The sequence below is a fragment of the Streptomyces sp. NPDC059201 genome (assembly GCF_042754585.1).
In the GTDB taxonomy this organism is placed as follows: Bacteria; Actinomycetota; Actinomycetes; order Streptomycetales; family Streptomycetaceae; genus Streptomyces.
In genome coordinates, this window is the sequence record NZ_JBHZBB010000003.1 from 198,988 (window position 1) to 220,004 (window position 21,017).

Genomic DNA, 21,017 nt, shown 5'->3' on the forward strand with positions numbered 1-21,017 from the left:
GCTGGTCAGAGCCAGGGCAGCTGGTCGGCCGAGTAGCGGTGGGCGCGGAACACGGAGTTCTGGGCGCCGGCCGAGGACTCCAGGCCCACGCCGTCGCCGAAGGAGCGGAACTGCGGGACCACGAACTCCCACACCACCTCGCCGGCGGGCGTCACCTCGAAGAGGCGCCCGAAGGAGCCCTCCGCGATGAAGGTGTTCCCGTTCGGGAGGCGCTGGGCGCTGGACATGTACGGGCTGTAGAAGTTCTGGGGCGGGTTGTCCTGGTAGGACCAGACCTCCTTTCCGGTACGGGGATCCAGCTCCAGCACGCGTGAGTACGGCACCGAGGTGGTGTCGCGGTAGGTGCCGTTGTCGAAGACCAGGATGTTGCCGTCCGGCAGCTCGTGCGGATGGTGCTGCTGAGCGAGGACATCGGGGCCGACGCGCCACAGGACGGAGCCGTCGGCGCGGTCGACGGCCACGGCGGAGGACGCGCTGCGGAAGCCCACGATGATCGAGCCGTCGGCGCGCTCGTTGACGGTGTTCGCCATGGGCCAGTGCTCACGAGCGAAGTGCGCGTTGAGCGGGAAATCCTCGGGGTCGAGGTGGTCGATGGCCGCCCAGCGCCACACCGTCCGCCCGTCCCAGGTCAGTTCGAGGACCACGTCCCCGTAGATCACTCCGTCCGGGGCCTCGGAGCCGGGTATCCCCCCTCGGATGCGGGCCGCGTCGGCCGGGTCGAGCGGTTCGACGGTGGTGATGAGGAGGTTGCCGTTGCGCAGGACCGTGGCGTCGTGGTGGTGGAAGGGATGGCGGACCTCGCGCAGAACCGTGGAGTCGGGGGCCAGTTCCTGGAAGATGCCCCCGTGGTAGACGTCCCAGATGGGGAAGAGGGTCGGGCTGCTGGTGTCCTTGGCCGCGTAGAAGAGGTTCCCGCCGGGGAGGAGCTGCGCCTGGCGGCCGGGCGGGTGCGGGGAGCTCCAGGTGTGGACGGGGCGTCCCTCGATGTCGACGAGGTGGATCTCGCCGGCGCTGGTGATCGGCGTGTAGAGGGTGTAGCCGCCGTAACTGCGGGCGGGGTCATGGGCGATCAGGCCGACGCCACGACGGCGGAGGGTGTTCTGGTCGACGGTCATGAAGGTCTCCTAGGGGTGCGGTGGAAGGGTGGGGGTGCGGCTCAGCGGACGGTGACTGCGGCCGGTTCGACGGCCTTCAGGGGCGCGGGGTCCAGGAGCTTGAGGAGCGTGGCGCGGTCGGCGGAACCGGGCAGGTCCTGGGCGGCCTTCGCCCAGGTGGCCTCCTGCACCAGCTCGTTCAGCAGCTCGGGCGAGAGGGTGGAGCCGTAGGCGTAGCGGGGCTGGAAGGCGTCCACGTACCCGGCCTGGAGCGCGCCCTTGGACTGGGCGAGGACGGCCTTCCGCGCGTCGGCCGGCGCGTCGGCGATCTCGCGCTGCGCCTTGCCCAGCGCCCGGAGCACCGCTGTCGTGGTCTTCTCGGCCGCCTTCGGGCCGGCGACGAGCAGGGTCCTGGCCGTGTAGCCGGTGAACGGGAGCTCGGCGTAGCGGTCGCCGAGGGCGGTGCGCGCGGCGTCGTAGAAGCTGGGGAACGTGACCCCGGCGTCGACGTCGCCGCGCGCCAGCGCCGAAGTGACCTGGTTCGGGGCGAGGTTGACGACCGTCACGTCCGCGGTCGTCAGGCGCGCCGAGGCCAGCATGCGCGAGAGCGCGTACTCGACGTTGGTTCCCTGCGGGACTCCGATCGTACGGCCCTTGAGCGCGGCGAAGCCGGTGATCCCCTGGTCGGTACGGGTCAGCAGGCGCCAGTCGGAGAACCGGGACAGGTCGGCGACGATCCGCAGCTCACGCCCGCCGAGCGCGGCCGTGACGGCGGGCAGGTCCCCGACGACGCCGAGCTGCGCCTGCCCGCCGAGCACGGCGTTCAGCGCGTCCCGCCCGGTCGGCTGGGTGGTCACGGTCGCGTCGATGCCCTCGGCGGCCCACAGCCCGCGCTCCTGGGCTACGTGGACGGGTGCGCCGCCGAGGTAGTCGCTGGTGGCGAGGGTGACGGCGGGGCGGTCACCGGAGGCGGCGGAGCCGTCGGAGCAGGCGGAGGTGAGCGCGCAGAGCAGAGCCGCCATCAGGAGAGCGGCACGGGCGCGGGGTCTGGACATGGGTGGTCCTTCCAGAGACGGGGATGGGGCTGGGGCTCGGGATGGGTTGATAGGGGCGGGGCAGTGGGTGCTCAGTCGGCGCCGAGGTGGTGTGCGATGCGGGAGCGCAGCTCCGGGTCGGGCGGCCCCGCGGGGACGGCGTAGTCGGCGAGCACGCGCCCAGGGCTGCCGCCGAGGACGACGACCCGCTCGGCGAGGGCCAGTGCCTCGTCGATGTCGTGGGTGACGAACAGGACGGTGGTGCCGCGGCGCTGCCACAGCTTCCGCAGCAGGGTCTGCATCCGGGTCCGGGTCAGCGCGTCGAGCGCGCCGAACGGCTCGTCCATCAGGAGCACTTCGGGTTCGGCGGCCAGCGCGCGGGCCAGTGCCACGCGCTGCTGCATCCCGCCGGACAACTGCGCCGGGTACTTCTCCGCGCCGTCCGCGAGCCCCACCTCGGCCAGGGCGGCGAGGGCGCGGCGCCGGCGCTCAGGGCGGGGCAGTCCGAGCCGTTTGAGGGCGAACTCGACGTTGCCGCGCGCGGTGCGCCAGGGAAAGAGCGCGTAGTGCTGGAAGACCACGCCCCGCTCCGGACCCGGCCCGCGGACCGGCTCGGAGCCCGCCGACACCCGCCCCTCGGTGGGCCGTACGAATCCGGCGACCAGGTTGAGGACGGTGGACTTGCCGCACCCGCTGGGGCCCAGCAGCGCCGAGAACGATCCGGCCGGGAGCTCCAGGTCGGTGCGGTCCAGGACGGGGGCGGTGCCGTAGCGGACCGACAGGCCCTCCAGGCGTACGTCGAGGCTCATGAGGTGCTCCAGTGGACGAGGCGGCGGCCGGCCGCGGCGAGGACGAGGTCGACGGTCACGCCGAGCAGCCCGAGGACGATCAGTCCCGCGAACATCCGGTCCACGCGCAGGAACTGGCCGTCGACCTGGAGCCGGTACGCGAGTCCGCTGTCCGCGCCGCCCAGTTCCGCCGCCACCAGGGCGAGCAGCGCCACCGACGCGCCGTAGCGCAGTGCGGCGAGCAGCGCGGGCGCGGCGGCGGGCAGCAGCACTTCGGTGAACCTCCGGTGCAGCGGCGCGCCCAGCGAGCGGGCCGCCCGCAGGTGGGACGCCGGTACGCGGGACACCCCGTCGTGGACGTACAGCCAGACGGCAAGCAGTACTGCGTACGCGATGAGCAGGCGTTTCGCGGTCTCCCCGATGCCGAACCAGGCGGTCGCGAGCGGCACGAGCGCGATGGCCGGGATGGGGCGCAGGAAGGAGACGACCGGGGTGACGGCGGCGGACAGCCTGGGCAGGTAGCCGGTGGCGAAGCCCAGCGCGCTGCCCGCCACCGCGCCCAGCGCGAACCCCTGCCCGGCGCGGGCCAGGCTGGCGCCGAGGTCCGCGGCGAGGATGCCGCTGCGGGCGCTGTCGGCGAGCGCGGCCACGGTCTCGCCCGGTGTGGGCAGCAGCCCCGGGGCCACCGCGCCGGACCGGGCGAGCAGGTACCACAGGGCGAGCACGGCACCTGCCGCGCCCAGGGCCGGACCGAGCCTGCCGAAGGCCCGGCCGGGCGGCGGTGAGGGGGTGGCGTGCACGGGGCGACTCCTCGTTCTGCGTGAGGGATTAATAAGCGAGGTCAATAATTGACGACGCTTATGAAGAGGGTGTTGCGGTGGCATGAAACGTCACCGGGCGCTCCGGCCCTCGATCGGTGATGCGGTACGTTCACCTGCGTGTCCCGCCCCGAACCCACGCCCGAGGCCATCGAGGTCGGCCGGGTGGTCCGGAACTGCCGCAAGCAGCGCGGCGTCTCCATGGCCGTACTCGCCACCCGCTCAGGTCTCTCCCAGCCCTTCCTCAGCCAGCTCGAACGAGGGCTCACCACGCCCAGCCTCAGCTCGATCTACCGGATCGCGGAAGCGCTGGACGTCACCCCCGGCACCTTCCTCCGGCCGCCCGCGCGGCCGGGCGCGGTCAGCCACGAGAGCGACCCCCAGGTGATCCGCGTGAACGAGGCCGCCGGACAGTTCGCACGGGTCCTCATCCCCGGCGGGCGCAGCGCGCTGATGGAGGCGTACGAGCACCACTTCGAGCCCGGGCAGGGCGAGCGCGGCTGGTTCGAGCACCCCGGCGAGGACTTCCTCTACGTCCTGGAGGGCGAGATCGTCCTGGAGGTCGAGGGCGAGGAGCCCCTGGCCCTGCGCGCCGGCCAGAGCGCGCACCACCGGGGTGAAGTCCCGCACCGCTGCCGCCTGGTGGGCCCGACGGCCGCCCGGACGCTGCTGGTCATCGCGAACGCGTAGCGGTGACCGGCCGGTTGTCAGTGGGCCTGTCAATGGGCCTGCCAATGGGCCTGTGAACGGGTCTGTCAGTGGGCCTGTCAGTGGGCCTTCCTATGCTGGCGGCATGAAGATCACTCAGCAGACACTCGCGGACGCCTGGCAGCGCACGGCGGCCGGACACGCCCTGCTCCACGGGGTCGGGCTGCCGCCCGTCGCGCCTTCGGAGGACGAGCTGGAGGAGTGGGCCGAGCGAGCGGAGGAGGAGGCGGAAGAGGGACTGTTCCTGCTGCTGGACGAGTTCGGCACCGTGCACGGCCGTCACTCCCCTTCTCGGGAGACCTTCGCCACCCGCGACCTCGATCAGGTGGTGTACCTGATCGCCGAGGCCGCGATGCGTCGGCGCGGCGGCGGGCTTGAGGAGGTGGCCGAGTCGCTGGAGCGGATCGACGCGGCGTGGGGCAGGCGGTTCCGCTCCGGCGGCCTGGACGACACGGGGACGGTCGAGGCGTGCGGGGACGACCCGCTGGAGGGGCTGGCCTGGATAGCGAAGACCTGGCGGGACCAGGCCCCGTACACGGTCCTCGCCTTCTTCCGCGCGGCGCCCGGGCGGAGCGTCGACAGCGAACGGCTGGCGCTGCTGTACGGGGCCGATCCCGCCCAGGTCGCGGCCGGGACGCGCCTGAAGGAGCTCCAGGCCGTGGACGGCGGCCGGGCCCACTGGGACCGCCAGTGGAAGAGCTGCTGCTTCGGTCAGGCCGGCGAGTGGACGTTCCTGCTGCACCACGACACGCCCCCGGGGGCCTTCGCCGACAAGGAGGCGTACGCGGAGCTCGGGATCGAGGAGAGCGTGTGGCTCACCGCCACCTCAGGGAAGGCCATCTACTCCTTCGACTACGTGAAGGACGGCCGCCGCGTCGACGACGACCTGGGCATGCTGGAGCTGATCTTCTACGACCGCGGCGACGCCCCCTACCCCCGGGGCGGCGAGCTGGACTTCCTCAACCGCGCCCTGCGCCGCGCCGAGCTGGACCACCCGGACCTGACCGACACGTTCGCCCTGTACTTCCACGCCTTGGAGCAGTCCCTCGGCCTGCGCCTGCCGCGCCGGTGGTTCGCGGAGGGGGAGGTGCGGGCCGCGTACTGGGCGGGGCAGTAGGGGTGGTCACGGCGGGCGCTCTCCTGACCACGGGAATCTATGACACGGGTCAACTGGTGAGGTGAAAGACCGGGTCGCCCTGGCCCAGTCCGAAGACCTCGGCGGCGGATCCGCCCCGGACGACCAGTTCGGCGAATCCGACCCCGGAGCTGCCGACGGTGATTCCGGGCTCTCCGAGGGGGACGTCGGGGAGGCGGTCGTAGCAGCGCACGGGGACGGCACGGTCTTCGAGCCGGTTGTGGACGAGGAGGGTCTTCGCGCCGCCGTAGCCGGGCAGTTCGGTCGCGGGCCGGTCCAGCTTGCAGTTGCCGAAGTTGTCCACGACGGCGATGCGCACCTCGGGGGTGTCGGACGGGTCCACCGCCCACGCCTGCGCCGGGACCGGGCGGCCGTCCGCGAGCCAGCGGGCGAGCAGGGGCACGTACCAGAGGCTGCGGAACTGGGTCCGTACCATCTCCTCGACCTCGGCCGGCGCCAGGTCGGCCCAGTCGGCGGCGGCGGTCTCCAGCACCTCGCGGACGTCGGTGACCTGGACTTCCTTCACGTCCAGATAGGTCGCCAGCGGGGCGAGGACCCGTGGGTTCAGGGTGCTGATGACCAGGTGGTCCCGGTACCGGAAGTAGCAGAACGGCACGCCGTTGGGCCAGTGCCCGTCCCTCGGGGCGATGTTGACGAGGACGACCACCGGCTGGGTCGGGCCGCCGATCAGGTCCGTGGAGCGCAGCAGGTCGAGCAGGGTGAGGGCGGCGGCGCCCTCGGGGTCCGGTCCGGTCAGGGGAAGGACGGTCGGGGTGGAGCCGAAGAGGGTGGCGATCCGGGTGGACTGCCGGGCCAGCGCGTTGGGGTCGGCGCAGTCGGTGAGGGAGACGACCGGCGGGAGGGTCATGGCGGGATTCTTCGCCTTCTGTCGAGTGATGAGGTCCGGGCGGGTCCGGGCAACAAAAAAAGGACCCTCCGTTTCCGGAGGGTCCGTCGCATCCTGTGCGCGCACGGCTTCGCTAGCGAAGCGCCTCCGGTGGCGGGGGCATCATTCGCATCATGGCGAGGGTGGCGGTGTGCAGCATGGACGGGACGATAGCACCACCCGCGAGGCACCTCACGCACCCGTCCACGGAACGAGCGGCCGGCACGGACGCGCGGCCCGGTCCCGTCGCGGGTCAGGCTTCGACGTACGCGACGATCGTGATGGTGCGCAGCGAGGTCACGTAGTAGATGACCCGGACTCCGTCGACGTCGTCGGTGTAGTCGCGCAGGAGGGTGCCGGGCACGGGTGTGCCGAGGTCGGGGTTGACGCTGATCGCGACGATCGCGCGGTCGAGGCGGTGCGTCTCGGCCGCCGTGAGTGCGGAGAGCTGGGTGAGCGCGGGCTCGACCAGGACGACCTGGGCGCGGCGGGGGGCATGCTCAGGCGACACGCGGCTCCTCGTCGGCGAGCCGCTTGAGATGCGCGTCCCGAGCGTCCTCCCACAGCAGCCCGGACTCCGCCGCCGGATACCCGTGCGCCGCGATGTCCTCCAGCACGGACGCGAGAAGCTCGACCCGAGCCCGCTGATCCGCCACGTAAGCCCGCACGGACGCGGCGGCCTCCGCGTCGAGCGGCTGGCGTGCGGCCTGGTCGAGCGGCTGGCGTACGGACTCGGGCGCGGCGGCCGACTGCTGGCTCATCCTGGACTCCTGGCTGTGTCCGTCCTGACGTCTCTCCCTACGGTATCGCCCGATCCCGGGGCAGGAGGGCGATCCGGGGGAACCTCTGTCCGCCCGTCGGATGACCGCCCTCACCTTCCGGCACGGAAGAAGCCCTGATTCGCTCAGGCGGTGTCACAGGAGTCGCAGGACGCCAGGAGCGCGATCGTCGAAGGTCTCGACCAGCCAATCGAAGACGGTGGTTCCGCGCTCTTCCCTCGCTGCGGCGAGGTCGACGCCGACCGAAGGCCGGTTCGTGGGGTGACAGCGTGAAAGCCGGATCTCCAGCTGGCGCGCTGTCTCCGGATAGCCGAGATGCCGGCGAGACACGTGGTGGTCGCGCCACTCGACCACGTAGTCATCGTCGTCGGGCGTCCCGAAGCCACCGCTGAGGCAGTCGGCGAAGGCGTCGAGGTTCCGACCGAAGTACCCTCCCGGACCGTTGATCGCCTCGCCGGTGACGCGCCAGAAGTCCTCCAGCGTTCTGATCTGCCTGCCATCCAGCACATACGTCGGTGTCACGGTCCGGAGGATACGTGCGGCTCCACGCTGTGTCCCTCCGATTCTGTCCGCCGCTCTCCGGCCGAAAGCCGGCCGACCCGCTCGGCGCCTTCCGTCACGGCCGTCCGCGCCTCGGCGTGGACGGGTACATGCCTGGGCTCTAGCGCAGAGCCGCCGTGAGCAGGCCCTCCAGGGCTTCGCGGGGGACTTCGCCGCCGGTGAGGAGGTGGTCGAAGATCAGGCCGTCGATGCAGGTGAGGAGGGTGTGGGTGCGGTTTTCGACGTCTTGCACGCCGTGGGCGGATAGGAAGTGGCGCACGGCTTCGCGGGCGGCGTTTTCGCGGGGGACGAGGAGGGCGCGGAGTTCGGGGTCGCGGACGCTCTCTACGGCGCAGGCGTAGCGGGCGAGGGAGCGGCGGCGGCCCTCGCCGGTGAGGCGTTGGCGGGTGAGCAGCAGCATGCCGTCCACGAGTTCATCGGCGGTGCGCAGGGGCGGCAGTTTCTCGGCCGTCGCCTCCAGTTCCGCCTGGTCGCGTTGGACGAGGCGGGCTACGAGGCCGGTGAGGAGGGCGGCTCGGGTGCGGTAGTAGGCGGACGTGGTGCCGGGCGGGAGGTCGGCGCGCCGGTCGACGGCGCGGTGGGTCAGGCCGCGCATCCCTTCGTCGGCGAGTACGTCGAGGGCCGCGTCCGCGAGGAGGGCGCGTCTGTCTGAAGTCATACCCCCTTTCTACACCTGTAGAAGCTCGGCTAGCCTTCTCTTTCTACAGGTGTAGAAGGAAGCGGATGGGGGTTCGGCATGGGCAGTACCGCCGTGGTCGTCGGTGGGGGCATCGGCGGGCTGGCCGCCGCGATCGGCCTGCGCCGCGTCGGCTGGGACGTGACCGTCGTCGAGCGCGCACCGGTGCTCGACGACGCCGGCGCGGGCATCTCGCTCGCCGCCAACGGCCTGCGCGCGCTGGACGGGCTCGGCGTCGGCGAGGGCGTACGGGCCGCCGCGCGAGGTCAGTACAGCGGCGGCACGCGCACACCGCGCGGCGGCTGGCTGACCCGGATGGACGGCGCCGCGCTGGAGAAGGCGGTGGGCACCCCGATCGTCGGCATACCCCGCTCCACCTTGCACCGGCTGCTCCGCGCGCACCTGCCCGCCGAGGCCCTCCGGATCGGCGCGGAGGTCGATTCGGTCCGGCAGGACGACGAGACCGGGACGGTACGCGTCCACTGCGGCGACGACGTCCTCGACGCCGATCTCGTGGTGGCGGCCGACGGCATCGGCAGCACGGTGCGCCGTCTGCTCTTCCCGGCCCACCCCGGCCCGGTCCACAGCGGCTCGACCGTGCTGCGCGCCATTACCGAGCAACCGGTCGGCCTGCGCACCGACTTCGAGCTGACGTGGGGGCGCGGGGCCGAGTTCGGGCACATCGCCTTCGCCGACGGGCGGGCCGAGTGGCACGCCGTCCTCACGCTCCCCGCCGGGGTGCGCTTCCCCGACCCGCTGGCCGAGCTGCGCCGCCGGTTCCAGAACTGGCACGACCCGATCCCGGCCCTGCTCGACGCGACGCGACCGGACGCCGTACTGCACCACGACGTCCACGAACTGCGCACACCGCTCCCCTCGTACGCCGTCGGCCGGATCGCGCTGCTCGGCGACGCGGCGCACGCGATGACCCCCAATCTGGGGCAGGGCGCCTGCCAGGCGCTGGAGGACGCGGTCACCCTGGCCGCCGCCCTCGCCGGCGAGCCGACCGTCGACGCCGCGCTCGCCCGCTACGACTCCGAGCGCCGGCCCCGCAGCCAGGCGGTCGCGCGCGCCGCCCGGCAGGCCGGCCGGATGGGCCACCAGCTCTCCCACCCCGTGGCCGTCGCCCTGCGCAACACCGCGATGCGGCTGACTCCCTCCCGCACCGCGACCCGCATGATCCTCCGGCACCACACCTGGGTCCCGCCCCGGCTCGGCTGATCCCGCACTCCCCCGCCTGCGGGCGTACACCTGCGGACGTACGCCTGCGAGGGCGCGGTGTCAGGTCCGCACCCTCGCAGGCTGTCGGTGACCGCCGGGCCTAGCCCTAAGCGGTAGTGGTGGCGGTGATGCGGCGGATCGCCTCGGCCGTCAGCGCGCGGTCGTGGGGGGTGGGGTCGAGCGCTCGATGGAGCGTCAGTCCCTCGATGAGGGCGTCGAGTTGGCGGGCGGTGGCGGCGTCGAAGTGGCGCTCCAGGAGCTGGCGGCTGCGGGCCATCCAGCTCTGGGTGAGCGCGCGGTACTCGGGTCGCCGTGCGGCGAGCGTGTACAGCTCCTGGGTGAGGACGAGGTCGCGCTGCGGCCCGTCGGAGATCGCGTGGATGAGGTCGACGAGCGCCTCGCGCAGCTGCTCCGGGCCCGTCACGCCGTCCAGGTGCCGCGCGAAGACGGTGACGATGTGGTCGGCGAAGCGGGTGAACGCCTCGCGGAGCAGCTCGTCGATGCCGGTGAAGTGGTACGTCATCGAGCCGAGCGGCACGCCCGCGCGGGCGGCGATCTTCCGGTGGGAGACGCCCGCGACGCCTTCCGCGGCGATGTGGTCGAGGGTGGCGGCGAGGATGCGTTCGCGCCGCTGCGGGTCGGTGTGTCCGGTGGCCATGGTGGCGGGACGCCTAGAGGTCGCGGACGGGGCGGGCGGGGTTGCCGACCGCGACGACGTTCGCGGGAATGTCCTTGGTGACGACCGAACCGGCGCCGACGACGCTGTTGTCGCCGATGGTCACGCCGGGGCAGACGATCACGCCGCCGCCGAGCCAGACGTTGTCCCCGAGGGTGATCGGGCGCGCCGCCTCCAGCTTGTCCCGCCGCGGCTGCGGCTCCAACGGGTGGGTGGGCGTGAGCAGTTGGACGTTCGGTCCGATCTGACAGTCCTCGCCGATCGTGATCGCCGCCACGTCCAGCGCCGTCAGGTTGTAGTTGACGAAGGTACGCGCCCCGATGGTGATGTTGCTGCCGTAGTCGACGTACAGCGGCGGACGCACCTCCACCTCCTCGCCCGCGGAACCGAGCAGCTCCCCGAGGAGGGCGCGCGCCTGCGCGGGGTCGTCCAGGTACGCGGCCTGATAGGCGGCGGCCAGCTTCATCGCGCGCCGCTGGCGCTCCGCGATCTGGGGGTCGTCGGCCATGTAGAGGTCGCCCGCGAGCATGCGTTCCAGCTGGGTGCGCGGGTCGCCCGCGAAGTAGTCCGTCGCCACGCGTACGATCGTACACCTTAAAGGTACGGTCGTACGCTCCTCCCGGGAGTCCACCGAACTCGGCGCATGGCGAGGGGCCTCCGCCGGATGGACGGAGGCCCCTCGCCATGCTCTTCGGGCGCAGGTCGCCCCCACGGGGTCAGCCCCGCCTCTTGGCCTTCTCCAGCGCGGCCACGCCCGCTGCCGCGAGGCCGATCTGGAGGAGCCATTCGATCCAGTCGACCCCCTTGGTGTCCGCGACCCCGAGGCCCGCCGCGAGGGCGGTGCCGACGAGGGCGGCGACGATGCCGACGGCGATCGTCCACAGGACGCCGATCCGCTGGCGGCCGGGCAGGACGAGCCTGCCGAGGGTGCCGATGACGACGCCGATGACGATCGCGCTGATGATGCCCGAGATCTCCATGCCTTCCGCCTTCCCCGCCTCGCGCGGCGGTAACGTCGGCTCTCGCTACAGGTCGAACTCGTGCGGCGGCAGGTCGAGGGTGAAGCACGCTTCGCGGACCACGGCCTGCTCGGTCTTGTCGAAGTCGCCGTCGGCGCCGCCGATGACGATGCCGATCTGGACGACGGCGCGGGCCTCCGCCGGCTTCTTCTTCGCCTTGGCGATCTCCTGGAGCACGCTGACCTTGCCGAAGTCGAAGTCGGCGATCAGCTTGTCCAGGTTCGCGTCGAACCGGCGCTGGAGATCGGTCGCGTCGAAGTTCTGGAGCACCTCGTTGCCGGCGATGAGCTGGGCGACCCGGCGGCGCTCCGAGGGGTCGACGGTGCCGTCCGCGGCGGCCACCAGGGCGCACATGGCCATGGAGGCGTCACGGAAGGCGCCGGACTTGAGGTCGTTCTTCTTCGCCACCAGTTGCGTCTGCATCGTCGACGCGGACTCCTTGATGCGGTCCCACAGGGCCATGGAGAACTCCCTAAAACGTGTGGAGGGTTGCCCGGCAGGGGTGTGGTGATGACCCGGGCCGACCCAACTTCTACATTGCTGTAGAAGTTATCAGGTCCCGAGCGGGACCCGGGCGGGACCCGGGCCCTACGCCGCGCGCGACCGCCCGACCGGAGCGAGGGACCGTCGCCGATGCGCGAGAGCGTGGAGCAGCGGCACGGGCGCGTCCTGCGGCTCGCGCGGGTGCGGGCGAGCGTGCGCGTCGGTGAACTCGCCTCCGTTCCGCGGGGGGTGTCCGTGGAGACGACGACGGGCGCGGCGCTGACGGTCGACTTCGGCGGCCTCACCCGGGCCCCCCAGCGGGTCCGGGTCCGGCTCGGCTCTGAGGGGACGGCGCCATGTGCAGGCCGCCGGTAGGCGAGCGCTCGGTGGCGACCTCTGCCGCCGGCTTGGTTGATACCTTTCATTTGTCGAGTGAAAGCAAATGGCTTCGCTCGCGAGGAGAGGGGGCACGTGACGTGCTGACCGAAGAGCGGCGTGAGGTACTGCTGCGCCTGATCGAGCGCCGCGGCACGATCAAGGTGAAGGACGTGGCGGAGGAGATGGGGGTCTCCGCCGTCACGGTGCGCCAGGACGTCCGGGACCTGGCGGGCCGGGGGCTGGTCGTGCGGGTGCACGGGGGCGCGATGTCGCCGAGCGCCGCGCAGTCGACCGACGGGGCCACCGCCGCCCGGTCCGACAGGCGGCACGGGGACGTCTTCGGGCTGATCGTGCCGCCCGGCGGCTACTACTACCCCGAGATCATCCGGGGGGTGCAGGACACGGCACGTACGCATGGCGTGCGCATCGTCCTCGCGGTCTCCGGCGAGACGCTGACCGACAACCGGGAGCAGGTGCGCCGGCTGGTCGCGGCGGGCGTCGACGGCCTGCTGCTGATGCCGCGCGCCGGGCTGGAGCCCGTAGACCTGGCCGAGGAGTGGCTGGCCGGCCTCGACGTGCCGGTGGTCCTCGTGGACCGCAGGACGGGCGGGGCCGGGCGGCTGGAGCAGGTCGCGTCGGACCACGCCCACGGCGCGGGCCTCGCGGTCCGGCACCTCGCCGGGCTGGGGCACGAGCGGATCGCGCTCATCGCCCGGACCGAGAGCCCCAACACCCCCCTGATCAGGGAGGGTTACGCGGCGGCCTGCCGGTCCCTGCGGCTGGCGGAGGGGCCGGAGTACGGCATCGACCCGACCGACGGGGCGGCGTCGGCCGAGTGGTTCGAGGAGTTCGTCCGGACCGTCGAGGCGGGCGACGTACGGGCCGCGCTCGTCCATAACGACCTCGACGCGGTCGCCCTGCTCGGCCTCCTCCAGGCGCGCGGCCTGCGCGTTCCCGAGGACCTGGCCATCGTGACGTACGACGACGAGGTCGCCGAGCTGAGCGATGTGCCGCTGACGTCCGTGGCCCCGCCCAAGAGGGCCGTGGGGGCCTGGGCGGTCGACCTGATGCGGCGCCGCATCGCCGATCCGGCCGCACCCCTGGCCGAGCTGCTGCTCCGCCCGGAGCTGCGCGTACGGGACTCCAGCGGCACCGCTCCCGCACCGCACCGCCGCGCGTAGACGCGACCACCGATCGACATCGCATAGCTTCGTTTACTTTCGTTTCGCATCGAATGAAGCCCAAAGCATTGACGGGGCAAATTTCCTGGCGAATGATTCCGGTCAACGCCCCCGCGAACGATCGGTGCACATCATGCTTCGCAGATCCACGGCCGCCCTGGCCTGCTCCGTCACGGCTCTCGCCCTGCTCGCCACCGCCTGCGGCGGGACGGACCAGGGGGGAGCCTCCTCCTCCGCGAAGAAGACCGGCGAGGTGACCTTCTGGTCCTTCGTGAAGGGGTCCGACAAGGTGGCTGCGGCCTTCAACCGCAGCCACCCGGACATCAAGGTCACCTTCGAGACGGTCCCCTCGGGCCAGGAGTACTACTCCAAGCTCACCAACGCCGTGAAGGCCGGCACCGCGCCGGACGTCGCGGTGGTCGAGTACCCCCACCTGCCGGAATTCGCGGCCCAGGGAAAGATCGAGGACCTGAGCGGCACGCTCGGCCCGGTGGTGAAGGACCAGTTCCCCGAGGCTGCCCGGCAGTTGGTCGACCTCGGCGGCAGGACCTGGGCCGTCCCGCGCGACGCGGCGCCCCTGATGATGATGTACCGCAAGGACTTCTTCACCCAGCACAAGATCGACGTCCCCACGACGTGGGACGCGTACCGGAACATGACCGAGCAGGTGAAGAAGGCCGATCCGGCCGCCCGCGGCGGCGTCCTCTACACCGACAACCCCGGGCTCCTGGAGGCGTTCTCCTGGCAGGCCGGCGGCCGGTGGTTCGCGGCCGAGAAGGACTCCTGGAAGGTCACCGTCGACGACGCGCCGTCGAAGAAGGTCGCCGCCTACTGGGGCGACCTCGCCCGCAAGGACCTCGTCCGCTCGCTGAGCCAGCTCGACCCGTTCTGGACGAGCGTCCAGAAGGGCCAGACCGTCGCCTACGTCTGCGCCAGCTGGTGCGCCGGGGCCCATCAGGCGACCGTGCCCGACCAGAAGGGCAAGTGGGCCGTGGCCCCCGTCCCGACGTGGGACGGGAAGCCGGCCTCGGGCATGTACGGCGGGTCCTCGTTCGTGATCCCCAAGGGATCCGACAACAGCGGCGCCGCCGCCGAGTTCATCAAGTGGATCACCACCGACCCCGAGGGCATGAAGGCGTGGGTGTCCTCCGGCACCAGCAGCATGTTCCCCGCCGACCCGGAGCTCGTACCGGTCACCAAGGCCGCCTTCAAGACGGACTACTACGGCGGCCAGGACATCTACACCCTCATGGCGCGCTCCTACGACGCCATCCCGCCCGGCTGGACCTGGGGCCCGGTCATGGGCGCCACCAACACGGCCCTCGTGGACCAGCTCCCGAAGGTCGCCGGCGGCTCGGTGGACCTGCCCGGCGTCCTCACCACGGCCGAGGACGTCACGCTCACGCAGATGAAGCAGCGCGGCCTGTCCGTCACGGCTCCGTAGCGGCCCGCCGAAGCCCGTAGCGGCCCGGGCCCCAGCCCGGCACCTGGAACCCCGCGAAGCCCGCGCAGCCCCCGCAGCTCGCGGAGCCCGTACAAGCCCCTGGCAGCCCGAAGGACCCGGAGGATCGGCCCCCGCCCGTGCGGCGGGCCGGCTCCGCCCCTTCCGCGCCGCTCGCACTCCCCCGCCCCACCCAAGGAAGGCCGGTATGGCAAGCCCATCCGCCCGAGGACAGCGCCGGACCGCCGCACTGCTCCTCACACCGTTCTTCGGCCTGTTCGCGGCCGTCACCCTCGCCCCGCTGCTGTACGCGGCCTGGCTGAGCCTGTTCACCACCCGCACCTCCGGCCTCGGGTTCGGCGGCACCGAAAGCGTCTTCTCCGGGCTGGGCAACTACGCCCGCGCCCTCTCCGACGAGGCGTTCCTCGACGGCTTCCTCGTCATCGCCGCGTACTGCGCGATCTACATCCCCCTGATGATCGGCGGCGCGCTGGTCCTGGCCCTGCTCCTCGACTCGGGGCTGGCCAAGGCCAAGTCCTTCTTCCAGCTGGCGCTGTTCCTGCCGCACGCGGTGCCGGGGCTGATCGCCGCGCTGATCTGGGTGTACCTCTACACCCCCGGCCTGAGCCCGGTGATCGACTTCCTGGAGTCCGGCGGCATCGACGTCAACTTCCTTTCGGTCGACAACGCCGTGTTCTCCGCGGCCAACATCGCCGTCTGGGAGTGGACGGGCTACAACATGGTGATCTTCTACGCGGCCCTGCAAGCCGTGCCCCGCGAGACGCTCGACGCGGCGAAGGTCGACGGCGCCGGCGCCATACGGACGGCACTGTCCATCAAGGTCCCGATGATCTACCCCGCGGTGGCGCTCGCCGTCCTGTTCACCGTCATCGGCTCGATCCAGCTCTTCACCGAGCCAAAGGTCATCTACAACGCGTCCAGCGCGATCGGCAGCAGCTGGACCCCCAACATGTACGTCCAGACGGCCGCGTTCCAGAACAACGACTTCGGGCTCGCCGCGGCCGCCTCCCTGCTCATCGCCCTGTTCGCCGCCGTGCTGTCGTTCGTCGTCACCCGTATCTCACGCCGCGGGAGCAAGCCGTGACCAAGTCCTCCACGCTCGACGCTCCGGCCCACACCCCCGCGACGTCGACGTCAGCGCCATCCGGCCGCCGGCCCGCGCCCCGCCGGGGCAAGGGCGCCGGGAAGTCGCCGTCCGTGCTGCTGTCCAAGGCGGGCGTCACCGCCCTCCTCGGTCTCGCGACCCTCTACACGCTGCTGCCGCTGACCTGGCTGCTGCTGTCCTCCACGAAGAGCCGCGAGGACCTCTTCGGCACCAACGGCTTCGCGCTCGGCGACAAGATCCACCTCGCCGACAACCTCAGCCACCTGTTCCAGGCCGACGGCGGCGTCTACGTGCGCTGGCTGGTCAACACGGTGCTGTACGCCGGTGTGGGCGCCCTCCTGGCGGCGGTGTTCAGCGTCGCCGCCGGCTACGCGTTCGACAAGCTCGCGTTCCCCGGCAAGGAGCGCCTGTTCTCGCTCGTGCTGCTTGGCGTGATGGTGCCCGGCACGGCGATGGCGATCCCGCTGTACCTGCTCGCCGCCAAGGCCGGACTCGTGAACACGTTCTGGGGCGTCTTCATCCCCGGCCTCGTCTTCCCCTTCGGCGTGTACCTGGCCCGGGTGTTCAGCGCGTCCTACGTGCCCGACGAGGTGCTGGAAGCGGCGCGGATGGACGGGGCGGGCGAATTCAAGACCTTCTGCCGTATCGCCTTCCCGATGATCGCGCCCGGCTTCGTCACCATCTTCCTCTTCCAGTTCACCCAGATCTGGAACAGCTTCTTCCTTCCCCTGGTGATGCTCTCCGACCAGGACCTGTACCCGGTCAACCTCGGCCTCTACGTGTGGTACTCGTCCGCGCTCACGCAGGGGCATCCCGAGGACTACCTGCTGGCCGTCGTCGGCTCGCTCGTGGCCGTGGCCCCGCTGATCGCCGTCTTCCTGATGCTCCAGCGGTTCTGGAAGTCCGGCATGACCGCCGGCGCCGTCAAGTAGGCCGCCACCGTGAGGAACTCACCCATGCTCCCGACCCCGACCCCGACCCCCCTTCCCCACTCCGGCCCCGGCCCCCGCTCCCGCCCCCGCGCCCTGTTCGCCATGGGGCGCCGCCACCGGGACGCGCTGTTCGGGCCCGCCGAGATCCAGCGGCTGACCGCGTACGTCGACATCGACCCGGACCACGTCGCCGAGGACCTCACCGACGAGCCCTCCCTGGAGGACGTGGAGATCCTGCTCACCTCCTGGGGCTGCCCCGTCCTCGACGAGGACGTCCTGGCGCGGGCCCCTGCCCTGAAGGCGATCGTGCACGCGGCGGGCAGCGTCAAGCACCATGTGACACAGGCGTGCTGGGACCGCGGTCTGCTGGTCTCCTCCGCCGCCGCGGCCAACGCCGTCCCCGTCGCCGAGTACACCGTCGCCGCGATCCTCTTCGCCAACAAGCGGGTCCTGGAGATCGGCGGTCTCTATCGCGAGCACCGCTCTCCCCTCGACTGGTCCCGGCACTTCCCCGGCTTCGGCAACTACCGCCGGACCGTCGGCGTCGTCGGAGCCTCGCTCGTCGGACGCAAGGTCATCGAACTGCTCCGGCCCTACGACCTCGACATCCTCCTCGCCGACCCCCACGTCAGCACCCTGCGGGCGGCGGCGATGGGCGTCCGCCTGGTGGACCCGGACGAACTCGTCCGCGCCTCGGACATCGTCTCCCTGCACGCGCCGGAGCTGCCCGAGACCCGACACCTGATGGACGCGCGCAGGCTCGCGCTGATGCGCGACGGCGCCACCCTGATCAACACGGCCCGTGGCTCCCTCGTCGACACCGAGGCCCTCACGGCCGAAGCGGTGTCCGGGCGGATCCACGCGGTCATCGACGTCACCGAACCGGAGGTGCTCCCCGCCGCCTCGCCCCTCTACTCCCTGCCCAACGTCCTCCTCACCCCCCACATCGCCGGCTCCCTCGGCGGCGAGCTGCACCGGATCGCCGCCGGTGCCCTCGACGAGGTCGGCCGCTACTGCGCCGGAGAACCGTTCACCCACGCCGTACACCACGCCGCCCTCGCGACGTCCGCCTGACGGCTCTGGCCTCCCCAGCCGCCCCATCCGCTCCTCCCTCCCCAGTCGCACGAAGGCACACTCCTCCCTCCCCAGCCGCACAAAGACAAAGGAGTCTCCCCCCATGCAGCACTCTCGACCGGTGGGCAGGCGTCAGCTGCTCATGGCAGGCGGTGCCCTCGGGCTCGCCACCGCCGCGGCGCCCCTGCTCACCTCCCCGGCCCAGGCCCGCCCCCAGGAACCCTGCACCACCGTCACCGATCTCGGCCCGGCCATCGAGCAGTTCGCGCTCATGAGCGCCCTCCAGGTCGGCGACACCGTCTACATCGGCTCACGCAACCTCGAACCGACCCGGGTCATCGGCTTCCACCTGCCGACCCGCAAGGTGGTCTCCCAGACCGTCCTCGGCACCGGACACTCGATCCAGGCCCTCGCCGCGGACCCCACCGGCCGGTACCTGTACGCGGGCATCCTGACCAAGGGCGACGAGGGCAAGCCGAACCTGTTCCGCTGGGACCTGACCACCCCCCAGACGCCCGCCGTGGGCATCGGCCGGACCGAGGACCGGGACATCCGCGACCTCGCCGTCGCCCCGGACGGCACCGTGTACGCGGTGGGCGGGATCCCCGGCAAGGCGCCCGCGCTCTGGATGTACGACCCCGCCACCGGCAAGGTGACCAAGCTCGGCATACCCGACCCGAAGGCAACCCTGGCAAGGGCCGTCGCCGCCACGGACACCACGGTCTTCTTCGGAGCCGGCAGCGTCCTGTCCGGCGGCGAGGGCGCGAGCAAGGCGTCGCTGTACGCGTACGACCGCGCGGCCGGCACCTTCGCCGATGTCACGCCGCCGGAGATGGAGAAGGACCCCAGCCTGCGGGACCTCGTGGTCCTCGGCGACCGGCTCGTGGTCAGCACCTCGGGTTCGACGGAGCCCGCCAAGCTGGCCGTGATGGACCTCGCCGACCTCTCCTCGTACAAGGTCACGACCAGCACCGGCAAGGTCGTCAAGAACCTGACCGCGCAGGGCGACACCGTCCACTTCGCCACCGACACCGGTCTGCACTCCTACTCCCTGGCGACCGGGGTCCTCAGCCCCGTCGCCTTCGACGGGGACCTGGGCGAGGTCTGGGGGCTCGACCACGTCGGCGACACCCTGACCGTCGTCTCCGGCTACGGCTTCGTCGGCGAGATCGACCTGGCCTCGGGCCGGGCCGTCGTCACCGATCTCGGCGCGGCCGGCGCGCCCGTCAGCCCGCAGACCACGATGGGCATCGCCGCCGACCACCGGTACGTCTACGTCGGCGGGAACAACGTCATCGCCCGCCACGACCTGCGCGACGGCAAGGTGGCCAACCTGCGCGCACCCGGCGAGGCGAAGGACGCCGAGGTGCTGAACGGGGTGCTCTACACCGGCCAGTACAGCTCGCAGGGCATGTGGACGTACGACCCCCAGAGGGACGAACTGCCCCGGCAGCTCGCCGCCTTCCCCAGCGAGCAGAACCGCCCGCTCGACGTCTGCTACGACGGGCGCAACAGACTCCTCCTGGTCGGCGTCCAGTCCGACACCGAGGGCGGCGGCTCCCTGTGGACGTACTCCCCCAGGACGGGGAAGAAGGCCGCGTACATCAATCCGGTCGACGGGAACCAGCTCGTCCGTGCCGTCGCCACCCGGGACGGCGTCGCGTACCTCGGCGGCGACAACCCCACCGCCCAGGGACCGCGCGGCACCCTCGTCGCCTTCGACCCGGTCGCCGGGCGGGAGCTGTGGCGCCTCGACCTCCCCGCCACCCTGACCACCGGGACGGCCGCGCTGGCCGTGCGCGGCCGGCACCTGTACGGGCTCACGCGGAAGGGCGGCTTCTTCGTCGTCGACCTCAGCATCCGCCGGGTGATCCACACCGCCGACCACCGCGCCGTCTGCCCCGGCTTCGCCGCCATGGTCACCAGCCGGGGCGTGGTCTACGGCGTCTCCGACACCACCCTCTTCCGCTTCGACCCCAAGACCTTCGCCCTGACCACCGTCGTGGCCGAGATCAACGGCGCCTGGTACAGCGGCCCGCACGTGAACGTCGACAACCGCGGCCGCCTGTACACGATGCGCGGCCACCACCTCGTCCGCGTCGACGACAGGCGGTGATCCGGACATGAAGAAGTCGACAAGGCGTTCCGTCATGGGCGCGGCGCTCGCCGGGACACTGACCGTGGCGGGCCTGACCGTCGCCCAGGCGGGGCAGGACGGCGAGAGCCGGCCCGCGCCGGGCGCGTGCGGCGGTCGTGACCGGGGCCCTTCGCCCCTGCTGACCATCGACTACCGGAACGGCGAGCTGAACTCCGGCACCGAGGACCTGACCACCACCCACGCGACGGCCGCCGACGCGTCGTACGTCGTCCCGTCCGGTACGGACCACGCCGTCGCCCACAAGGTGACCCTGGGCGATCCCGCGTACGTCTCCGACGGCGCCCCCCGCAGCGAGAGCGCCACGAACGACGTCCACGAGGGGAAGTTCGTCGTGGGGGACGAGCAGCGGTACGAGTTCAGCGTGCTGCTGAAGGACTGGAAGCCCTTCCGGCCCGGGGACTCGGAGAGCGGCGACATCGTCTTCCAGGGGAAGCACGCCGGCGGGAACCTCCCGTCCTTCTACCTCATGACCAAGCGGAACAGCATCGCCTTCCGCTCGCCGACCCTCGATCTCCAGGCCACCGTGGTCGACGACTTCCTCCCGTACGTCGGCCGGTGGATGCGCTTCCGCGTGGACGTGCGCTGGACGGACGACGACACCGGGTACTACGAGGTCTCCACGCGGCTGCCCGGCGAATCCCGGTACACGCTCCGGAGGACGTACGAGAACGTGAAGACCTTCCACCCCGTGAACCCGGCGCACTTCGGGTACCTGAAGTGGGGTCTCTACCGTCCCGGCCAGTCGCTGGAGAAGGGAGACGTACCGACGCGGGTCGTCCACCACGACGACATCCGTGTCCTGGACCTCTCCCAGGGCGCCGAGCCCGCCGGGGGCGAGCGGTGAGGGTC

The 21,017-nt window shown here is 71.7% G+C and carries 23 protein-coding genes; 10 read left to right on the forward strand and 13 right to left on the reverse strand.

The annotated features are described in order from the left end of the window. Positions 1 to 5: 5 nt before the first annotated feature. The 4 genes from ACFXMG_RS11325 to ACFXMG_RS11340 all read right to left on the reverse strand — a co-directional run bounded on the left by ACFXMG_RS11325 (position 6) and on the right by ACFXMG_RS11340 (position 3,716). Positions 6 to 1,115 (reverse strand): aryl-sulfate sulfotransferase, encoded by a 1,110-nt coding sequence (locus ACFXMG_RS11325; protein ID WP_383814654.1) that lies wholly within the window; start codon positions 1,113 to 1,115, stop codon positions 6 to 8. A 41-nt stretch (positions 1,116 to 1,156) separates the two neighbouring features. Further along, positions 1,157 to 2,149 (reverse strand): ABC transporter substrate-binding protein, encoded by a 993-nt coding sequence (locus tag ACFXMG_RS11330; RefSeq protein ID WP_383814653.1) that lies wholly within the window; start codon positions 2,147 to 2,149, stop codon positions 1,157 to 1,159. Positions 2,150 to 2,220: 71 nt separating this feature from the next. After that, a complete protein-coding gene (locus ACFXMG_RS11335; RefSeq protein WP_383814651.1) occupies positions 2,221 to 2,937 on the reverse strand; it encodes an ABC transporter ATP-binding protein in 717 nt (238 codons plus the stop codon). Beyond that, a complete protein-coding gene (locus ACFXMG_RS11340; protein ID WP_383814650.1) occupies positions 2,934 to 3,716 on the reverse strand; it encodes an ABC transporter permease in 783 nt (260 codons plus the stop codon). The genes ACFXMG_RS11335 and ACFXMG_RS11340 overlap by 4 nt, the downstream gene beginning before the upstream one ends. Before the next feature lie 138 nt (positions 3,717 to 3,854). Between ACFXMG_RS11340 and ACFXMG_RS11345 the strand changes: the two genes are divergently transcribed. Both ACFXMG_RS11345 and ACFXMG_RS11350 read left to right on the forward strand, forming a co-directional pair. Continuing rightward, positions 3,855 to 4,424 (forward strand): helix-turn-helix domain-containing protein, encoded by a 570-nt coding sequence (locus ACFXMG_RS11345; protein WP_383814648.1) that lies wholly within the window; start codon positions 3,855 to 3,857, stop codon positions 4,422 to 4,424. Positions 4,425 to 4,527: 103 nt separating this feature from the next. Next, positions 4,528 to 5,559, forward strand: a complete 1,032-nt coding sequence (locus tag ACFXMG_RS11350; protein WP_383814646.1) for a hypothetical protein — start codon at positions 4,528 to 4,530, stop codon at positions 5,557 to 5,559. Between the two features lie 49 nt (positions 5,560 to 5,608). Here ACFXMG_RS11350 and ACFXMG_RS11355 read toward each other — a convergent pair whose 3' ends face one another. From ACFXMG_RS11355 to ACFXMG_RS11375, 5 genes are all read right to left on the reverse strand, one after another. Further along, on the reverse strand, positions 5,609 to 6,445 hold the full coding sequence (locus ACFXMG_RS11355) for an SAM hydroxide adenosyltransferase (RefSeq protein ID WP_383814645.1): 837 nt from the start codon (positions 6,443 to 6,445) through the stop codon (positions 5,609 to 5,611). 271 nt (positions 6,446 to 6,716) lie between these two features. Then, positions 6,717 to 6,974: a hypothetical protein gene (locus tag ACFXMG_RS11360; protein WP_383814643.1), complete on the reverse strand. Its 258-nt coding sequence runs from the start codon at positions 6,972 to 6,974 to the stop codon at positions 6,717 to 6,719. Beyond that, positions 6,964 to 7,224, reverse strand: a complete 261-nt coding sequence (locus tag ACFXMG_RS11365; RefSeq protein ID WP_383814641.1) for a hypothetical protein — start codon at positions 7,222 to 7,224, stop codon at positions 6,964 to 6,966. Before ACFXMG_RS11365 ends, ACFXMG_RS11360 begins: the two co-directional genes overlap by 11 nt. A gap of 153 nt (positions 7,225 to 7,377) precedes the next feature. Continuing rightward, entirely contained in the window at positions 7,378 to 7,764 is a 387-nt protein-coding gene (locus tag ACFXMG_RS11370; protein ID WP_383814639.1) for a barstar family protein, read from the reverse strand. Between the two features lie 139 nt (positions 7,765 to 7,903). Then, the gene (locus ACFXMG_RS11375) at positions 7,904 to 8,461 is read right to left on the reverse strand and encodes a TetR/AcrR family transcriptional regulator (protein ID WP_383814637.1); all 558 of its coding nucleotides are present in this window, start codon (positions 8,459 to 8,461) and stop codon (positions 7,904 to 7,906) included. A 78-nt stretch (positions 8,462 to 8,539) separates the two neighbouring features. Here ACFXMG_RS11375 and ACFXMG_RS11380 point away from each other — a divergent pair, with 78 nt between their 5' ends. After that, entirely contained in the window at positions 8,540 to 9,700 is a 1,161-nt protein-coding gene (locus ACFXMG_RS11380; RefSeq protein ID WP_383814636.1) for an FAD-dependent monooxygenase, read from the forward strand. Between the two features lie 106 nt (positions 9,701 to 9,806). On the opposite strand, the gene ACFXMG_RS11385 is transcribed toward ACFXMG_RS11380, so the two are convergent. From ACFXMG_RS11385 to ACFXMG_RS11400, 4 genes are all read right to left on the reverse strand, one after another. Next, complete coding sequence (locus ACFXMG_RS11385; RefSeq protein WP_383814634.1) at positions 9,807 to 10,358, reverse strand: TetR/AcrR family transcriptional regulator; 552 nt, start codon at positions 10,356 to 10,358, stop codon at positions 9,807 to 9,809. Between the two features lie 13 nt (positions 10,359 to 10,371). Beyond that, on the reverse strand, positions 10,372 to 10,953 hold the full coding sequence (locus ACFXMG_RS11390; RefSeq protein WP_383814632.1) for a sugar O-acetyltransferase: 582 nt from the start codon (positions 10,951 to 10,953) through the stop codon (positions 10,372 to 10,374). Positions 10,954 to 11,092: 139 nt separating this feature from the next. After that, positions 11,093 to 11,356, reverse strand: coding sequence for a GlsB/YeaQ/YmgE family stress response membrane protein (locus tag ACFXMG_RS11395; RefSeq protein WP_383814631.1), 264 nt, complete (start codon positions 11,354 to 11,356; stop codon positions 11,093 to 11,095). 45 nt (positions 11,357 to 11,401) lie between these two features. Continuing rightward, entirely contained in the window at positions 11,402 to 11,857 is a 456-nt protein-coding gene (locus ACFXMG_RS11400) for a tellurite resistance TerB family protein (RefSeq protein ID WP_383814629.1), read from the reverse strand. 497 nt (positions 11,858 to 12,354) lie between these two features. On the opposite strand from ACFXMG_RS11400, the gene ACFXMG_RS11405 reads away from it, so the two are divergent. From ACFXMG_RS11405 to ACFXMG_RS11435, 7 genes are all read left to right on the forward strand, one after another. Further along, positions 12,355 to 13,437: a LacI family DNA-binding transcriptional regulator gene (locus ACFXMG_RS11405; protein WP_383814626.1), complete on the forward strand. Its 1,083-nt coding sequence runs from the start codon at positions 12,355 to 12,357 to the stop codon at positions 13,435 to 13,437. Between the two features lie 133 nt (positions 13,438 to 13,570). Next, positions 13,571 to 14,881, forward strand: coding sequence for an ABC transporter substrate-binding protein (locus ACFXMG_RS11410; RefSeq protein WP_383814624.1), 1,311 nt, complete (start codon positions 13,571 to 13,573; stop codon positions 14,879 to 14,881). A 205-nt stretch (positions 14,882 to 15,086) separates the two neighbouring features. Then, positions 15,087 to 15,983, forward strand: coding sequence for a carbohydrate ABC transporter permease (locus ACFXMG_RS11415; protein WP_383814622.1), 897 nt, complete (start codon positions 15,087 to 15,089; stop codon positions 15,981 to 15,983). Further along, complete coding sequence (locus ACFXMG_RS11420; protein WP_383814621.1) at positions 15,980 to 16,936, forward strand: carbohydrate ABC transporter permease; 957 nt, start codon at positions 15,980 to 15,982, stop codon at positions 16,934 to 16,936. Before ACFXMG_RS11415 ends, ACFXMG_RS11420 begins: the two co-directional genes overlap by 4 nt. Before the next feature lie 24 nt (positions 16,937 to 16,960). Next, complete coding sequence (locus tag ACFXMG_RS11425) at positions 16,961 to 18,010, forward strand: hydroxyacid dehydrogenase (protein WP_383814619.1); 1,050 nt, start codon at positions 16,961 to 16,963, stop codon at positions 18,008 to 18,010. A gap of 103 nt (positions 18,011 to 18,113) precedes the next feature. After that, the gene (locus ACFXMG_RS11430; protein WP_383814617.1) at positions 18,114 to 20,126 is read left to right on the forward strand and encodes a PQQ-binding-like beta-propeller repeat protein; all 2,013 of its coding nucleotides are present in this window, start codon (positions 18,114 to 18,116) and stop codon (positions 20,124 to 20,126) included. A 7-nt stretch (positions 20,127 to 20,133) separates the two neighbouring features. Then, a complete protein-coding gene (locus ACFXMG_RS11435) occupies positions 20,134 to 21,012 on the forward strand; it encodes a heparin lyase I family protein (RefSeq protein ID WP_383814615.1) in 879 nt (292 codons plus the stop codon). Positions 21,013 to 21,017: the final 5 nt, after the last annotated feature.